Genomic DNA, 16,219 nt, shown 5'->3' on the forward strand with positions numbered 1-16,219 from the left:
TGCTGTCCAAAAATGCTTGCCGCCAATGGTCAAAACCACTGCCGCGAACGGTCAATCAGTTTTGCCGTCTCCGGTCAGTTTAAAGTTGCCGCTTACACAAGGGAGACAAGTGTCATCCCCACGAAATACAGCGAGACGGCGTCTGTTCCGCCTGTGGCCTGGACCCGGGCTGTGGCTCTGGTCGGAGCAAAGGCGCCGCCGAGGATCGCACCCAAGGCGTAGGAGATGGAGACGCCAGAGAAGCGCACCGAGGCAGGGAACATCTCCGAGTACAGGGCCGCCTGTGGGCCATAGGCCAGTCCCAGTCCAACGGTAAAGATGGTCATCCCAAGGTAGAGCATTGGCAGGGACCCGGTGTTGATCATCCAGAAGAGCAGGCAGCAGCTGGGCGCCGGATCCCAGGAAGTAGGTGTTCCTGCGGCCAATCCTGTCCGAGAGGTAGCTGGCAAGGTAGGTGAAGACGAGCCGGATGCCGGCACCGTAAGTGACGGAGAGGAGCACGTCAGTGCGCTCGTGAGTTACAGCGGGGCCGGACGCGTAGCTGGGGATGAAACCGCCAGTGGCCATGTAGCCTGCAGCGTTGTTGCCAGCGAAAATCACGGCAGCGACGACAAGAAAAATGCTCAGCAGGAACGGTACGGAACCAAGATCCCGCCATCGTTTTCGTCCATCGTGGGGGCGCTGGCCCTCGTCGCGTCTTTAGCGTGCCGCGGTGGCGCTACATCGGCATTGCCCACCCCTAGCCTACTGCCCCGCACGAAAGCCTGGATTCTGCCAGTCCTGTGTATAGGACTGGCAAAATCTTTTTTGGGGGGAGAAATTTTGGGGATGGCCCCTCGACACACTTACTAAGGTTGCTTAGCATTAAGGCTCGATCAGTTCCTGCCAGCTCCAATACGCGTTTCGGGTGCCACCCCCCTTTTTTCCGGACCGCGGTCCCGCAGGCCCTAGCTTTGCTACGCCCGGAAATTACCGCTACTGGGCGGCGCCCTGCAGGGGATAAAACAAAAGAGCGAAGCCTGAGAAAGCCCAGACAGGAGAATTCCGATGACTGTACAAACTATTTCCCGGAGGTGGTAGTGATGCGGTCGATGGTGTACCGCGGGCCCTACAAGGTGCGAGTGGAAGAAAAGGACATGCCGGTGATCGAGCATCCTAATGATGCGATCGTGCGTGTGACGAGGGCTGCGATTTGTGGGTCGGACCTGCACCTTTACCACGGCATGATGCCCGACACCCGGGTGGGCATGACCTTCGGGCACGAATTTATCGGCGTGGTGGAGCAGGTTGGCCCTTCGGTGCAGAACCTGGCTGCCGGGGACCGGGTGATGGTGCCTTTCAACATCTACTGCGGGTCCTGCTACTTCTGTGCCCGCGGGCTGTACTCCAACTGCCACAACGTCAACCCGAACGCGACGGCAGTGGGTGGCATCTACGGCTACTCCCACACCTGCGGAGGTTACGACGGCGGCCAGTCCGAGTACGTGCGGGTACCGTTCGCCGATGTGGGGCCAGGCTTGATCCCCGACTGGATGGACGAAGACGACGCCGTGCTGCTCACCGATGCCTTGCCCACCGGCTACTTCGGCGCCCAACTGGGTGACATCGTGGAAGGCGACACCGTGGTGGTGTTCGGTGCCGGGCCGGTGGGCCTGTTCGCCGCGAAGTCCGCGTGGCTGATGGGCGCAGGCCGGGTGATTGTGATCGACCACCTGGAATACCGGCTCGAGAAAGCCCGCATCTTCGCCCACGCTGAAACGTACAACTTCGCGGAATACGACGACATTGTGGTGCACCTGAAGAAGGCCACTGACTACCTGGGCGCCGACGTCGTGATTGATGCGGTGGGGGCCGAGGCGGACGGCAACTTCCTCCAGCACGTCACCAGCAGCAAACTGAAACTGCAGGGCGGCTCCCCCATCGCCCTGAACTGGGCCATCGACTCCGTCCGCAAGGGCGGCACCGTGTCCGTGGTGGGCGCCTACGGCCCCATCTTCAGTGCCGTGAAATTCGGCGACGCAGTGAACAAGGGCCTGACGCTGCGGATGAACCAGTGCCCGGTCAAACGGCAATGGCCGCGGCTCTTCGAACACATCCGGAACGGGTACCTCAAGCCCAGCGACATCATCACCCACCGCATCCCGCTGGAACACATCGCCGAGGGATACCACATCTTCTCCGCGAAGCTCGATGAATGTATTAAGCCCCTCATCGTTCCCAGCGCGGTCTGAAAGGAAAACCACCATGGCTGAGATACCAACGCCCTACACCGCCGGCAAGCCCGCGCTGAAGGAATCCGTTGAGGACCTGCGGGCCCGGATCCCGGGATGGGGTGCGGACCTCAACCCGGCGGACAGGCCCTCCTATCCCCGTGAGCAGCCAGGCATTGATACCGGCGCCCACTGGGATTTCCCTGAACGCCAGCCCGAGAAATGGCCCCGGGAGCGGTCCGTCGAACACGCATTCCTTCCCCCCGTTTTCGGCACCTCCACCCCTCCGAAGGGGGCGTCGGGGGCCATCCGGAAGTACGCCTACAAGTACAGCGAGGGCCGGGCAGCGCACTGGCTGCTGCTCGTCGCGGCGGACAGGGTGGACGCGTGGGAAAGCCATCTGCGATCGTTCGCCACCCTGCGGCCGGACAACCCCGTCACCGAGACCGGAGTGCTCAGCGAGTTCTCCCGCCACGGCATGGGCTCCCGCTTCGGAAAAAAGCGCGCCGACGTGAACCACATGTGGATTGACCCCCTGATGGTGGGCGGGCCCTGGGTCCTGGCAGGCCTGGGCGGCATCGTCGCGGTACGGGCACTCAAGCGGGCAGCGGTGGGACGTACATGACCGCTGGTGGCAGTGTCCTGCTCGTCGAGCTGGGCGCAGCACACTAGCCACCACCAGAGCCCGCGGCTCCCGGACTAAACCTTCCGGACGACGTCGAGATGACCATCGCCCTGGACGAATGAAAGAGGCTGCTTTCTGGGCCCCTTGGGATTGCCCCGTTATCGGCTCACGTGCAGGACCTGGGTTCAGGCGAGTTTGGTGACCTGGTAAGTGTGGCCGGCCGCGCGGAGTCGCTGTATGAGCACGTTGCCGAGTGCAGTGGCCGGTGTCAGCGACCCTTTCGCGGCGGGCAGCCGGTCACCGTCGAGGGCAAGAGCGAGTGCAGTCTCGCCTGCCATCACCGCGGTGGCGGCATAGCCGGGATCACCGGGGCCAGCAGCAACCGCCTGGTATCGGTGCCCGCCCTCGGTGCGGGCGGTCACCTGGGAGCGGAACCAGCCCGTGCGCTGCGTACTGGTGCCCGGACCCGCACCCGGTGCCGGAAGAAAGCGGTCGAGCACCCTCCGGGTCGGCGGGAACGCCATCGCGCCCGTGAATGCCCGCAGCCCAAGTGCCATTGCCCTGGCGATGACCGCTCCCGCCGGTCCCCGGGCCACCCCCATCACCTCGCCGTACTGAAGGGAGCGGCCGTAGGCCCAGCCCTGCAAGGCGTTGCTGCGGCGCACTATCCGGGTGTTGAACGGGGCCATGATGAAGGGCGCGGTCCAGGTGCCGTCATCGGAACGGCGCACAGGTCCGGAGTCAGGAGGCTGTTGTGTCGTCGGTTCCCGTGTGCGGTCCGGGCTCAGAGCGTAGGGGTCCGCGGCCAATGATCGCAGGGCAGGGCTCAGCCGCATTGCGTCGAGCTGCCCGCGCATCGATTCGAGCGTTCCTCCGCTGATGCCAGCCTTGGCTGTAGCAACGAGTTGGACTTCGACCAGACCGCCAGCACCATCGGCTTCTGCCGCCTGATGAAGCATCAGTACAGCGAGGTCGGACGGCACGGAGTCGTAGCCGCAGGAGTGCACGATCCGGGCCCCGCTCGTCCTGGCCAAAGCGTCGTAATGATCGATCGCCTCCCGGACGAAGGACACCTCACCGGTGAGGTCAGCGTAGTGCGTACCGGCCCGCGCGCAGGCGTCGACGACGGGTAGTCCGTGTTTCGCATATGGACCGACGGTCGTGAAGAGCACACGCGTGTTCGCGGCCAGGGCGGCGATAGAGTCCGCGTCCTCCGAGTTCGGCTTCGATGAGGTCCCATCCGTGCGCCGCGACCGGCAACTGCGACCGAACCGCCGCGAGCCTGGACCTGGACCGGCCCGCGAGTCCGACTCGCATACCGGCCGGTGCATGCTCCGCGAGGTAGCCGGCGATCAGTCGGCCAACGAAACCCGTCGCTCCGTAAAGAACCAGGTCATGTTCCCGAGATGAGGTGTCCATAACAGCAGCCTTTCACAGCGGCAACTCCAAGCTAATACACGGCCCCCTGTTTTGAATCGACGTCACCTTGAAGGTCATAGTGGGAGAATCCCTAGGATTCTTTATTTCCCGTGGATAATCTGGGGCAGGACACCACCCTAGACGAGCGTCAGTGAGAATGTGATCGAAGCAGTTGCTGCGGTAATCGGCCGGAACAATGTCACCATAACCGGCCGGGATGATGGGCCCGTAATGATGTTTGCCCACGGTTTTGGCTGCGATCAGGCTATGTGGCGGAAGCTGCTGCCCTACTTCGTTGATGATTACCGGCTGGTGCTCTTTGATCATGTTGGTGCGGGAAACTCCGACATCAGCGCCTATGACTGGGAGAAGTACGGGTCCCTGGACGGGTACGCGTCGGACCTGCTTGAGATCTGTGCCGCCCTCGAACTTGAGGACGTCATCCTGGTGGGCCACAGCGTCAGCACAATGATCGCCGTGATCGCCGCAGTGCGGGACCCCAACCGTTTCTCCCACCTTGTCCTGCTTGCTCCTTCGCCCCGTCATACGGATGACCCGTACGACGGGTACGTGGGCGGGTTTTCCCGGGAAGACATCGAGGGCCTGCTGGCATCCCTGGACAGCAACTATTTCGCCTGGGCAGCGGCCCTGGCGCCCATGGTCATGGGTAACCCGCAGGAGCCGGAATTAGCGGAGGACCTGCGTGCCAGCTTCTGCCGGACAAATCCCGCCATCGCACGCCACTTCGCCGAGGTAACCTTCTTTTCCGACACCCGCCCAGAACTGAAAAAGTTGCGCACCAACTGCCTGATTCTGCAGTGCTCCGACGATCGCCTCGCCCCGCCGGAAGTGGGCGCCTACCTGCACAAGAATCTGGAACGCAGCACCCTCATGCAGCTTGAGGCCACCGGGCACTGCCCCCACGTCAGTGCCCCGGAGGAAACGGCCCGGGCGATTCTGCACTACCTCGACTCCCGCTCGTGACAGGCGCCGCAGGCCCCGCCCTGGCTAAACTGCCATGCGGTAAGGAACCGTCTAGTGAGGGCACACCAATCGGACGAGCTTTCGTGTTCGTCTTGACTTCTTTCTGAGACAGGCCCAGAACAGCGACTGCTTGAAGTTGTCCGGGATGCCCTCCGTTACCTTTCCAGCAGGTGGCGTCGGCGGGTGGCGGGACTGAAAGCGCCTCTGTGTCCATGAAGTAGGAAGCTCAGTCTGTGGCCGCATCCAGCAGGGCTTTGATGAGGAGCTGATACCTCCCGCATCGTACAGCGAGCTCTTCAGCCAGGGAGGCATCGGCATCTCCCCCAAGCTCATCCAAAAGGCCGCCGAAGCCACGGGGGGGGTATCCCTTCCTGATCCGACTGGTCGCCTACTACCTCTGCCTCGAAGCCGACAAGGCAGGATGGAAACTCGACCAGACCAACGTTCAGCGTGGAATCGCTGCGGCCCAATGACGGAACACGTTGGTGGTCGTCGAATCAGCACTGTCAGACGTCTCGGACAGAAACCGCGAGTTCCTTGAGGCGATAGCCGGCCAGGACGGGCCCTCTGCCGCCGGTCAGATCGGCGCAATCCTCAAAGCCAAGCCCAACGTCGTATCCAAGTACCGGAATAGGCTCATCGCTGCGGGCCTGATCGAGTCCGCCGGCTACGGCAAAGTCGACTTCGCAATCCCCGGGCTCCGCCAATACCTCCGCGAGTAGCTTGACAGAATCTTTATTATCGGCTCCTTGGTTTGGCGTGCTGGAAGGGGCACCACCCGCCCTGAACTATTAACGCTGTGCCGGGTATGTGGCCGGCGTCTTCAAGCCTCTGTATAAGGTCCAGCAGCAGAAGAACCGCCGGCGAGCCTCGGAAGCCAAGCTTGAGGAGCACCAGCGGCAAGCACGGCGAAGGGACCAAAAATAAGGGTGGACGCCCAACTTCCATGCCTTCTTGTACGAGATCCAGCAGTCCCCCGCACGAACTCTTTGCCCTCGCCCGGGCTGTGAAAGGCGTCGAAGCGCGCTTCCCCACCAACGATGCGGGCCGACCGCGCTGCGCCCCGCACTTATGCCCCTCCTATTTTCGACGTCCCCCGGAGTAAGACATGACCCGCCGCTATCACCGTTACCTCACCCTTGAACAGGCATCCAAAGCACTAGAAATCGACATCAACCAAATTTGGGGATGCTCAACAGTGGTGAGCTGCGCAGCCCTTCGAAGAGGCCCGGTGACGTGCAACTCATCAGCACCACTGCTATTGAACTGGCACGACGACGCCTTGAAAACCTGCCCCGCTACGATGGCGACGGGCAGTAAGAAAACTTCATGCGGGCTGGCTCGACAGAGATAACAGGTGCGCGCCGGACGAGGCGTCATTTCAGCAGCCCGACACGCCCCCTCTAAGTCTGTCATTCCACCCGGCACCCTGTCCTGAGCATGTCGTCGGGCCAAGCGCATGCCAATGCGGGCAAAAAGGCCGGACGACCTTGTCCACCCCGTCAACGCTAAGCGGGGCTGACTCCAGACGTGCTGAGACCGGGAGCCAGCCCCACTCCCCATGGCAAGTACTCCCGGGCGAAGACACAAGGACCTCCCCCAACAAGGACAGAGAACACCCGCCGCTGCACATCATCCGGCAAAATACACGGTTTCAACAAACCAGTTACGACCGGCTAATGGGAGCGGGACTCGTTTCCTGGTCCCTGGAACATACGCCGATTTTGGTCGCGGTTGAACGAGAAGGCCGGTCAGCCTCCGGCAATTCTTATAGCGGCTGTGGATAACCTGAATTGCTTCCATGCGATTCGGTCAACATATTGCTATCTAAAGTGCCCGCCATGGTCGCACACTGCAGGCTGCAGAATCCATCGTCTGGACGGTTGAAGGTGTCTTGTTCCTTGCCGCGACCAAGTTGTCGATGGCTTTGTCTGCGGGGGAAGCGCCAAACAGTGCGACCTGTCCTTCACCGGATGAGACGCCGTGCGGTGTGGATGCCCCACGGTACTTTCCGGCACGGTAGAAGGATAGGACGGCATCATAGGGAGCGCCCCGATGCTATTGGGGGATACATCGGGGCGCCTGTCAGAGACAGTACTTCCGTGTTTTCCTCAAGTCAATGGGCCGCGTTGGCTCATTGAAAACCTCCGCGTAGACCGATTCGTTGCCTCATTTGAAAACCTCCGCGTAGCGGCGTGGTTCTCGGGAGCGGCACCGGATGGGGGCTATGCCCGTTTTCATGGAGCTAACGATGGCCCAGCGGCAAGCTGTGACGAAGAAGAATGCCCTCGCCTACCGGGGCGTGGATCGTGCAGGGAAGTCCCGGATCCTGGACGAGCTGGTCGAGTTGACCGGTTGGCACCGCGACTATGCCCGGGCGGCGCTGCGGGATGCGCTGGTCCTGAAGGTCGTCAAACCCCGGCCGGGCAGGGACCCGGTGTATGGCCCTGATTTGTTGCCGGCGCTGGGCAAGTGCTGGGCGGTATTGCGTGCACCTGCCGGCAAGCTTCTGGCCCCGATGCTGCCGGTTCTGGTGCCGCTGCTGCGCCGCGACGGCGAGCTCGACATCACAGATGAACAAGCAGCGTTGCTGATGCGGATGAGCGCGGCGACCATCGACCGGAAACTTGCGGGGGAACGGTCAAAGCTGACCCTGCGGGGACGGTCCCACACCAAGCCGGGCACCCTGCTCAAATCCCAGACCCCGGTCCGGACCTGGGCCGAGTGGGATGATGCAGTGCCGGGCTTTGTCGAGATCGACCTGGTCGGTCACGAGGGCGGCAACAGCTTTGGGGAGTCCTGCTTCACGCTCACCGTGACGGACATTTGCACCGGATGGACGGTGAACAGGTCCGTGCGGAACAAGGCCGCCAAGTGGGTCTTCGAAGCCCTTGAACACGTCACTGCGGTGTTCCCGTTTCCCATCCTCGGCATCGATTCGGACAACGGCTCGGAATTCATTAATGAGCACCTGCTGGCCTATTGCCACGCCCGCCAGATCACCTTCACCCGCTCCCGGCCGGGAAACAAAAATGACGGCGCCCATGTGGAGCAAAAGAACTGGGCACGGGTCCGTGAATTGGTCGGCTACCTGCGCTACGACACCGCTGGCGAGTTGGAAAAGCTCAACGAGATCTGGGAGCTGGATCGTGTCTTCACCAACTACTTGCTGCCACAGCAAAAGCTGGTTTCCAAGCAGCGCTACGGCGCCAAAGTCACCAAGAAACACGATGCGCCAGCCACGCCCCACCAACGAGCCGTGCGCCATCCACGGATGCGTCAGAGCCCGGTCATACGAATGAACGCCGCCTTCAAACGCATCAAACCCGGAGCTCTCTCCCGCCAAATCATGGCTCTCACAGCCGAACTGGAAACCCTTGCACTGGCCAAGAAACCAGCTCCAATCAGACCCGTAAACCGGGCCTGGAACCCAAAGCCCTCTCCGGAGCCTCTGCAACGAGGCAACGATCACGCGGAAGCGGAGGTTTTCATTTGAGGCAACGTATTAGTCTTCCCGGAGGTATTGCAATGAGGCAACAGGTGGCAAACGTGAGGCAGGAAAGGCGCAGGACTAAGCGTCCAACAGTGGTGGCTACTGGTCTTGCGTTTCAGCGGTGGCCGCTTAGTGTCTCTTGCTAGTTGGCCGTCCGCGGCACACCTGAAACCCGAATCTGGATCAGAGCGGGGGCGAAGGATATGGCCCAGCCCCCAACAGGTTGTACTGGGCCATATCCTCGCCAGTCACTTGCCTTCCCGCTCTGCCGGGGACAGATGTTCTTCTTGAAGACTACGCCCACCGGCCGCTAGCGTCCTTCAAGGGAAAACCGTGGAAGGGCGGGCCAGATGCCGGCCATTTCCCTGTTACATCTGGCCTGGTAACAGGCGTCCTCATATGCATTGCAGGCCGCCGCATAACCGGGGCACGAGAATATCAAAACTGAGTAGATTTTATGAATTCACTTCCCGGCCAAGGGTTGCTCAGCGATGGCGTGACCAAGGTGGGTTTGCTGGGCCCGGGGGATTGGGTAGCTACAGACGGCGTCCGCGGCTTCTGGCGCGAGCTTTGTCTCGAGGTAACGCGACGTCGAGTCGGGTGAGTATGTCAAGGCCCTATCCACTGACCGCCATGCGGGTGCAGAATGCCTTTCCCACGGCAGCGAAACGGTGACGGCATGCGCGTAGCCGTCGGCGTCCGCCAGTGCCTCGGCCTCCACGGACTCACTAGTTGCCTAAGCTGCTAGGGCTTGAGCACGGTACCGCACCGGGCACGGGCCCTTTCAGGGCGCTGGTGAAACTCCTGGGCCAGTTGACGCAGGGCAATTGCTTAAAACGGCTTCTCCGTGCGGTCGGGTTGCTTTAGTGCTGTTCCTCAACCTCCCGTTCATGCCAAACACGAAGTCCTGAGGATTCGTCGGCACACCTTTGACCGTGTTCTGCCGCTGCCCACCACCGGGGGCAATTCTCGCAAGTTACGTGGCCAGGCCCTAAAGCCCCTGGCGGGTCGGTTAAGACCTTTTCAGAGCACTGCTGTTCAGAAGTCGGGTATCAGGAGTCGAGACCCTGATCAGCGCAGAATTTCAACCAAAGCGACCCAGGAGAAGGTGACTGCACCAATTAGTGCCACGATCGTGGCTAGAGCTACTACGAATAGACCGGTCGGTGCTGCTGATACGAGCAAGACGCCGCCGATAGCGTAGATGACGAGGGGCAGCACGAAGGACACGACGTGCTGAATGTCCCATCAGTGGGTACGAGGTCTGTCATCATGAAGAATGGCCCGGGCGGCGAGGACGGCTACGCCGCCTGCTACGAGGGTCCCGACCAGAACTTCGATCCCGAACGCCTCGAGCGGCTGGTCTGGGATCAGGGCCGCACAGGCCAGGACAACCCCGAGGATCAGGGCGGAAATTGCGCCGCCAGCGCGGGCGGCGAGGCCCCGTGACTCTGCAATCTGCTTAATGTTCACTGAAAGTGCCACGATGAGAAGTCCGCCCAGCGCTGCACCAGCTCCGGCAATTGCTACATTGAACTCGGCCCATGAGGCCAGCGCTGGTTCCATGCGAACAGGGTAGCTAGTGGCTCACTTCCGATGGAAGGCACTCGTTTTGAGCTGGGCCGGATATAGGTGTGCCTCGTCCTGGTGCCCGGGTCTGCAAGTGCCTTCGTACGACGCCGCCTTCCTAACTTGCGATTGAGAACTCACGATCGCTCGGGCGAGGTTCCGCTGAACAGGCAACTGAGCGGCACCCTGCCCCCCCCCCCCCCCCGAACGGTTACATCCTGCCGGGCGTAGAACCCTCGGGCAGGACACCCCGTAAGGAGCCGGGCCATTCGATGGACCGGTAGCTAACTTCCTCGGCCTCATCGTGGCGAAGCAAGGAGACGGCCTACCAGTACCGACACCCCGCCAGGCCACCGTCAACCCTGCCCTCCGCCGAGCCGCACCTCGTGCCAAATCAAAAAGGCGGAAGAGCGGCTTTCCTGTGGGACCTACGGGATCTGGGCGTCTTTGAGCCAGGGGGACCCAACGGCCAAGTTTCCTTCCCGCGTTACTGGATGATGGATTCGATCGATTTGGGGGCAGTTATGGGATCGGCGTGCCGGTGGAGAACTTTCCAGGCTCCGTCTTCCAGGTGGAAAATCGTTGTCACCCTGAGGGCTATTGGTACCAGCTTGTCGGACCCCACGATCTTTACCCGTGTGCGTTCCAGTTCGACGATGTAGGCCAGCTCGGTGCCGATGAAGTCTGAGATCCGCTCGAACCGGGTTGGCTCGCCCTCGCGGAAGTGGGAAATCGCATGATCCATCGTTTTCTCGACGTTTTCCCAGCCCCTGACAGGCGGGCCGAGCGGGTTGGCGAGCGTGGCCTCGTTCCGCCTGGAAATCAGCTCTTTCATTGGTCCGGAGTTACCGGAGACCACGGCGTCAAGCGCGCGGTGGTACTGCTCCAGGATCTGATCGACGGTCCCCGTCATGGTCCCTCCATCGTCCGGCTCGGAGCCCTTCCGTCACAGCGGCGGCGGCCTCTGCGGCCATAGTGGCACCGCAGTCCCGGGAAGTCCAGCGGCTTTCGTCAACCGCGCATAAGGCAGGTGACGCCTGCACCTACTCTGTCAGCAAACCCCAGACCAGCCACCCCGATTCCTCACAGACTTCACAGCTGGCCGGGGAGCGCCTGCCACGGGGTCTGCTGCAGCTTCTCCCCCTGCCCTTGCGAAAACGAGAACAGCTGCCCCGTAAAGTGGGAAGGGCTCGGGCGCGAAGGCCGCCCCGTGCTTCCGTCACGGCCGGCCCTGTCCCTCCCCAGGCCGGGATTGGGGCGGGGTCAGGCGATGCCGTCGTTGGGGTTTTGCCAGCCTTCCCGCTTCTTCAGCAGCTCGATGTCTTCTTCCTCCAGTTGCCCCGGGTCGATATCGGCGGTGCAGTACTTGCATTTGATGGCGTCAATGGCCACGAACTCCTTGCAGTACGGGCATTCCTGTTGGCCCTGGGCCCGAAAGTTGCCCATGCCAAAGCGCTTTAGAAGCTTGACGATTCCGAACAGCACCAGAGCAAGCAGCAAAAAACGGATCAGCACGGTGATAAAGCTTCCGTATCTGATTTCGGCGTCATTCACCGTGAAGCTCATCTGACTGAAGTCCGGCGCCCCGAAGATGGCCGCGACAAACTGCAACAGGATATCGTTGGCGAGGCTGTCCACGAGTGCTGCGAAGGCCGTGCCGATGATGAAGCCCAGGGCGAGATCAAACATATTGCCGCCCATGGCAAAGGCTTTGAATTCTTTCCACGCATTCGACATGGCACGATGCTAAACCCGTTAGCGGCAAGATCCGAGAGGAACCACCTATGACGCGGCAAATCCAGGCCCTAGGAAACCGACAAAGCAAAGGAGTAGGAGACCGCCCCCCGGCATTCCAGGGTCCATAGGAGCCGGTGACTGGTTCGATTGCCGCTCTAATCGAAGCGGGCTGGAGCTTTACCTGTGGCTAATTGACCGGGCGGCGGACCGGGGCAGCTTGAAAAAATAGTCGACCGGCTGCGGTGTACATCCCTTGCGCAGGTGCCGGCGGAACTATCTCAACAAAGGCGTAACGAGGATTGCGGGCTATGTCGATGACTTTCTCAGCGAGGCAACCAGCAGTGGGCCAGCCAGTGAGACAGGCCTCGGGTGCGAGGAACCGTAGGGGCTGAACACCAGCTGGTGCTGCTCCATCCCTACGCAAATCGAGCGTGCCGAACCATGCTTGCGGGAGTTGCAGTGCAGGGGTGTCGTGCCCCGACGTGATGGCCTGTCTCTGAGGGTTCCGGCAGCCGTTGACTGCATCGTCGCGCGCCTCCCGCACTTGTGGGAGGTCCTGGCCGCAGGCTGTTCCTGCAACTGGCTGACGAGACAGTCGTTTCCGTCCTCCGGCCGCGCGGGCCTGACCGGAAATGCCAAGCTGCTGGACGTACCCGCAAGTAGTAAGTAGGCTTATTTTCCGGGCGTGATGTCCAGCAGAGAGGCGTTGCGTTCGTTGCTGTCCTTCTAACTAGCAGTCCCAACTGTAGGGGACAAAAGCAGAAACCGTGCCGCTCGCTTTTTCACCGGCGGACTCGCTTTGTTGGGCGGCTCAAGCAGCGCACGTGTATTTGGCTGGCATCGTGCGTGCATGATGTCAGGGGTGGGTACTGTGCAGGTATGAGCGGGCTGGCAAGAATAGCGGATTCCGCCGGAGGGAAGCGCCCGGGGGCGCGTCCGGGCTGGGATGAGCAGTTCAGTGACTATGTGCGGTTTGTCAGGGAGCACGGGCGTGCTCCCTCGCAGCATGCCGAAAGAGCCAATGAGCGGGCTTTGTTTTACTGGCTCAGGAATCAGCGGACAAGCCTGCGCAATGGTCTGTTGCTGCCCGAAAGGCGGATGCGGCTGGAGCAGGGCCTGCCGGGCTGGAACGTTGTCACTCTCGGCGGTGACCGCCGCTCCGTGCGGAACCAAAGTGCTTGGAGCACCCGGTTGCAGCAGCTCGGGCAGCATGTGCGCAAACACGGAAGAAATCCCGTGGTCAGCCCGGACGTTTTTCCGGAGGAGTATGCGCTCGGGAAATGGCTTGCAATTCAGCGGCATGCCTACCGGAAGGGCAAACTGCATCCCGACAGGGAAGCACAACTGAACGAGGTTGCTCCTGGCTGGCGTCACCCGAAAACGACAAGAGCGAAGCGTTGAAGGAGACTCTGCGCAGGATCTTGTAGCTGGGCGGCGGCGCTAGAGGGGCACAGTTGGCTTGTACTCCTTTTTGCTGGCGCTGGAGTCGTCTGCAAGCACGATTTGTCAGGCTCCTTCTGGACAACAGCGATTGGGGGGGGGAAGAACCGCTCAATCTGGCTCACTTCGCCGCCACCCCAGCTGACTTGTTCGGACCGAGTTCAATGCCAATTGCAGGGAGAACCCACCTTGCGGAAGGAGGCTGGCTTTGGGAAGACCGGGAATTTCGTCCCTGTGCTCCGAGCCCCTGGTTCTCGCTGCCGGTCCGAAGGGCAGACACGACGCAGATCTCTGGGGTAGAGAGCTCCTTTTCGGAAAGGTTCACGTGACTCACACTGGTGCTAGGAGTTTCTCCCCGGCACAAGTGTGGAAGGCAATGTAAGGTCATGGACTCTTTGATCTCGCTCGCAGCGCTCATTGAACCCCGGGTCCTCGATCCGTTTGTTACCGCGCCCCGCGTCATCGTGGCTGCGGACCTGCCAGAACTCGCCGACCTTTATAAGCGTGCCTACCCAAGCAGAACCCTCGGGCAGGATACGGATGAGGCTGCCTCCAGGATGAGTGCGATCCTTAAAGGGACCCGGGGTGCCTTGATCGGCCAGGCTTCCCTGCTGACCCATGATCCAGAAGGTCGCATCAGCGCCGCCATCCTTACGGTCAAACGTACTTTCCGAAGCGACAAACCTCCAACCGCTTTCATCGCAGAGCTTTTCACCCATCCTGACCACCGCCGGCAGCATTTGGCTGAAACGCTCCTCAGTTACGCCATGCAGGCCCTGCACGAGGCCGGGCATAAGACTTTGGCTGTGACCGTAAGCAGCTCCAACGCCGCAGCCATCGCCCTGTACTTATCCCGGGACTTCCGCCGGTTCACCCCGGCGATACCCGACCTCGTGTAGGCCCGTCCTGCCATGGAATTACCGGTCGATCGCCGGCTTTGATACCCACGGCTGCTTGTCGCCGGTCACGCACTCCACCCGGACCTCGCCGCGCTTGGAAACGGTCGCTCAAAGTCGTCCTGGGCGGCAAGGCCTGCAGGGCGGAGCCGGAATGAACCTGCCGCCCTGCTGTCCCCCGAAGCCGAGCAGCTCCCTCTGGCGCAAGCCAAGCCAACAAGCGGCTGTCAGCCACGGCACGGCGGTGGGGTGACGTACTCGCACCCGCGGCTGGCACAGGGAAGCCCGGCCGTCAGCGTGCCCACTCCGCGGGGACCTTCGCCATCATTAACGGTTCATCGTTTGCGCTGTGACCGCCCCCGGCATAGGGTGCGTGAAAGCCGCCACCGCTGAGGATGGTCACGTCTCCAGTTCGGGCAGCTTCAAGCCAAAGGACAGTATCCGGGTCCCTGGGGTCGTATTGCCGCGACCACACCAAAGTGTTATCGACCAGCACCAGGATCAACCCCTCGGCAGAGGCGCGGCACCGGACGCTGCCGCCGGCCAGCCGTGCTTTGAGCACCATGTCTTCAAGATCCGCCGTGCGGGCAGGTCTGAACCCGCGTCCCAGCAGCTCAAGCGGCGCCAGCAGGCCTTGCCGGGTGTCCGCTCTTTCGCCGGTCGCATTGTCCAATGTATGGAATGCCAGCACCGCGTAATGCAACACACCGAAGGAGCCTTCTATCCCGACCGTCAGCCGGCTTCCGAAACTCTTCACTCCGGGTGATGCTGTGTACATTGCCAGTGCCCCCCGCCCCCGTGAAAACAAGGGCACCATCCGCCCTGAAAAAGACGATAGTCCGCACCGGACCAGCAGAAAACAGAATTACTCCATCAATACGACAAATTGCGGGAATCTTGAGGCAGAGGCTGCGGCACGCAACCAGTCAATTCCCCCTCGACCTGTCTCTGGATGCCAGCGCCTCAAGATCCCTGATGAGTCGCCGCACCTCATGCTCGCGACTATGAGCTGGTCCAGCTGGCCTTTTTTGGCGCCGCGCCGGCGGAGTGCCCGGTCCGGCGGGATCCGGATTGAGACTCGCGGAGGTAGTGTCCGAGGCCCGGGCTTCAGCAGCGAACGGATCAATAAATTCAACGCGTTTCATACAACCTCCCCAAAGGCGTGCTTGCCCACAAGTCTAAACCGCAATTGTTGAGCCTTCAATCATGGCCCTGGGGTGCCTCCCATATGTTTACCCAGCCGCGGCATCGCAAGCGACCGGAGCCTTATCCAATCGGTCTACAGTAGGGTGTGAACGAACGGAGCCTTGGGGGTACTCGTGACGGCGTCTGAAGGATCAGGCAAAGCCGAACTGTTTTTGGACGAACACGGGATCCTTCAGCTGAAGTGGGCACGCAACGCGATCATCCATTCAAGTGATGCCGAGGCAGCGATGCTCATGGTGAACGAGGTATGCGGTCAAACTGAACGCCCGCTGCTGGTGGACATGGCCACAACATCTGAGGTGACCCGCGGGGCCCGCGCTGTTTTCGCCCGGCCCTGCCAGGCATCACACGTAGCACTGCTGGGCGCTTCACCGGTAGACAAAGTCATCGCCAACTTCGTCCTGGCCATGAACAAGACAGCCCGTCCAAAACGCTTCTTCACCTCACGGACAGAAGCCATGCAGTGGCTCATGAACTTCAATCCTGCCTGATCTGACGCCACACGCGATCAGTGGCCGACAACGGGCCTCGTACCTCAGATTGCGCCGGCCGCTCCTGTTAGTTCTCCTGCCGGGGTCGGTGCGGGCCGTCACTGACCCCTTCTCCAGCGGTGTGCCCGTCCTCGATCATGGCCATGGCA

Annotated in this window: 15 protein-coding genes; 10 read left to right on the forward strand and 5 right to left on the reverse strand. The window is 61.6% G+C overall.

Going from position 1 to position 16,219, the window contains the following annotated elements; all coding sequences use genetic code 11:
- Positions 1 to 92: 92 nt before the first annotated feature.
- Positions 93 to 326, reverse strand: coding sequence for a hypothetical protein (locus AC5RWA_RS09505; protein ID WP_494057415.1), 234 nt, complete (start codon positions 324 to 326; stop codon positions 93 to 95).
- 756 nt (positions 327 to 1,082) lie between these two features.
- Here AC5RWA_RS09505 and AC5RWA_RS09510 point away from each other — a divergent pair.
- Together AC5RWA_RS09510 and AC5RWA_RS09515 are read left to right on the forward strand one after the other, a co-directional pair.
- Positions 1,083 to 2,231, forward strand: a complete 1,149-nt coding sequence (locus AC5RWA_RS09510; protein WP_494057416.1) for a zinc-dependent alcohol dehydrogenase — start codon at positions 1,083 to 1,085, stop codon at positions 2,229 to 2,231.
- Between the two features lie 13 nt (positions 2,232 to 2,244).
- Positions 2,245 to 2,835: a hypothetical protein gene (locus AC5RWA_RS09515; protein ID WP_494057417.1), complete on the forward strand. Its 591-nt coding sequence runs from the start codon at positions 2,245 to 2,247 to the stop codon at positions 2,833 to 2,835.
- Between the two features lie 185 nt (positions 2,836 to 3,020).
- On the opposite strand, the gene AC5RWA_RS09520 is transcribed toward AC5RWA_RS09515, so the two are convergent.
- Positions 3,021 to 4,007, reverse strand: coding sequence for a saccharopine dehydrogenase family protein (locus AC5RWA_RS09520; RefSeq protein ID WP_494057418.1), 987 nt, complete (start codon positions 4,005 to 4,007; stop codon positions 3,021 to 3,023).
- Between AC5RWA_RS09520 and AC5RWA_RS09525 the strand changes: the two genes are divergently transcribed.
- From AC5RWA_RS09525 to AC5RWA_RS09545, 5 genes are all read left to right on the forward strand, one after another.
- The gene (locus AC5RWA_RS09525) at positions 3,997 to 4,245 is read left to right on the forward strand and encodes a hypothetical protein (protein WP_494057419.1); all 249 of its coding nucleotides are present in this window, start codon (positions 3,997 to 3,999) and stop codon (positions 4,243 to 4,245) included. The two genes, AC5RWA_RS09520 and AC5RWA_RS09525, sit on opposite strands and share 11 nt — an antisense overlap.
- Positions 4,246 to 4,413: 168 nt before the next feature.
- Positions 4,414 to 5,238, forward strand: a complete 825-nt coding sequence (locus AC5RWA_RS09530; protein ID WP_494057420.1) for an alpha/beta fold hydrolase — start codon at positions 4,414 to 4,416, stop codon at positions 5,236 to 5,238.
- 485 nt (positions 5,239 to 5,723) lie between these two features.
- Positions 5,724 to 5,960, forward strand: a complete 237-nt coding sequence (locus tag AC5RWA_RS09535) for a DUF8462 domain-containing protein (RefSeq protein WP_494057421.1) — start codon at positions 5,724 to 5,726, stop codon at positions 5,958 to 5,960.
- A 1,529-nt stretch (positions 5,961 to 7,489) separates the two neighbouring features.
- On the forward strand, positions 7,490 to 8,734 hold the full coding sequence (locus AC5RWA_RS09540) for a DDE-type integrase/transposase/recombinase (protein WP_494057422.1): 1,245 nt from the start codon (positions 7,490 to 7,492) through the stop codon (positions 8,732 to 8,734).
- A gap of 1,269 nt (positions 8,735 to 10,003) precedes the next feature.
- Entirely contained in the window at positions 10,004 to 10,180 is a 177-nt protein-coding gene (locus AC5RWA_RS09545; RefSeq protein ID WP_494057423.1) for a hypothetical protein, read from the forward strand.
- 607 nt (positions 10,181 to 10,787) lie between these two features.
- Here the strand turns inward: AC5RWA_RS09545 and AC5RWA_RS09550 are convergent.
- A complete protein-coding gene (locus AC5RWA_RS09550) occupies positions 10,788 to 11,213 on the reverse strand; it encodes a YybH family protein (RefSeq protein ID WP_494057424.1) in 426 nt (141 codons plus the stop codon).
- A gap of 350 nt (positions 11,214 to 11,563) precedes the next feature.
- Positions 11,564 to 12,037, reverse strand: coding sequence for a large conductance mechanosensitive channel protein MscL (gene mscL / locus AC5RWA_RS09555; protein ID WP_494057425.1), 474 nt, complete (start codon positions 12,035 to 12,037; stop codon positions 11,564 to 11,566).
- A gap of 879 nt (positions 12,038 to 12,916) precedes the next feature.
- Between mscL and AC5RWA_RS09560 the strand changes: the two genes are divergently transcribed.
- Entirely contained in the window at positions 12,917 to 13,438 is a 522-nt protein-coding gene (locus AC5RWA_RS09560) for a helicase associated domain-containing protein (protein ID WP_494057426.1), read from the forward strand.
- A gap of 425 nt (positions 13,439 to 13,863) precedes the next feature.
- Positions 13,864 to 14,376 carry a GNAT family N-acetyltransferase gene (locus AC5RWA_RS09565; protein WP_494057427.1) on the forward strand — a complete coding sequence of 171 codons (513 nt, stop codon included), beginning with the start codon at positions 13,864 to 13,866 and terminating at the stop codon, positions 14,374 to 14,376.
- Between the two features lie 289 nt (positions 14,377 to 14,665).
- On the opposite strand, the gene AC5RWA_RS09570 is transcribed toward AC5RWA_RS09565, so the two are convergent.
- A complete protein-coding gene (locus tag AC5RWA_RS09570; protein WP_494057428.1) occupies positions 14,666 to 15,130 on the reverse strand; it encodes a hypothetical protein in 465 nt (154 codons plus the stop codon).
- Between the two features lie 562 nt (positions 15,131 to 15,692).
- Here AC5RWA_RS09570 and AC5RWA_RS09575 point away from each other — a divergent pair.
- Positions 15,693 to 16,070, forward strand: coding sequence for a DUF7793 family protein (locus AC5RWA_RS09575; RefSeq protein ID WP_494057429.1), 378 nt, complete (start codon positions 15,693 to 15,695; stop codon positions 16,068 to 16,070).
- The last annotated feature ends 149 nt before the right edge of the window (positions 16,071 to 16,219 follow it).

The organism is Arthrobacter sp. 210 2 (assembly GCF_059093025.1).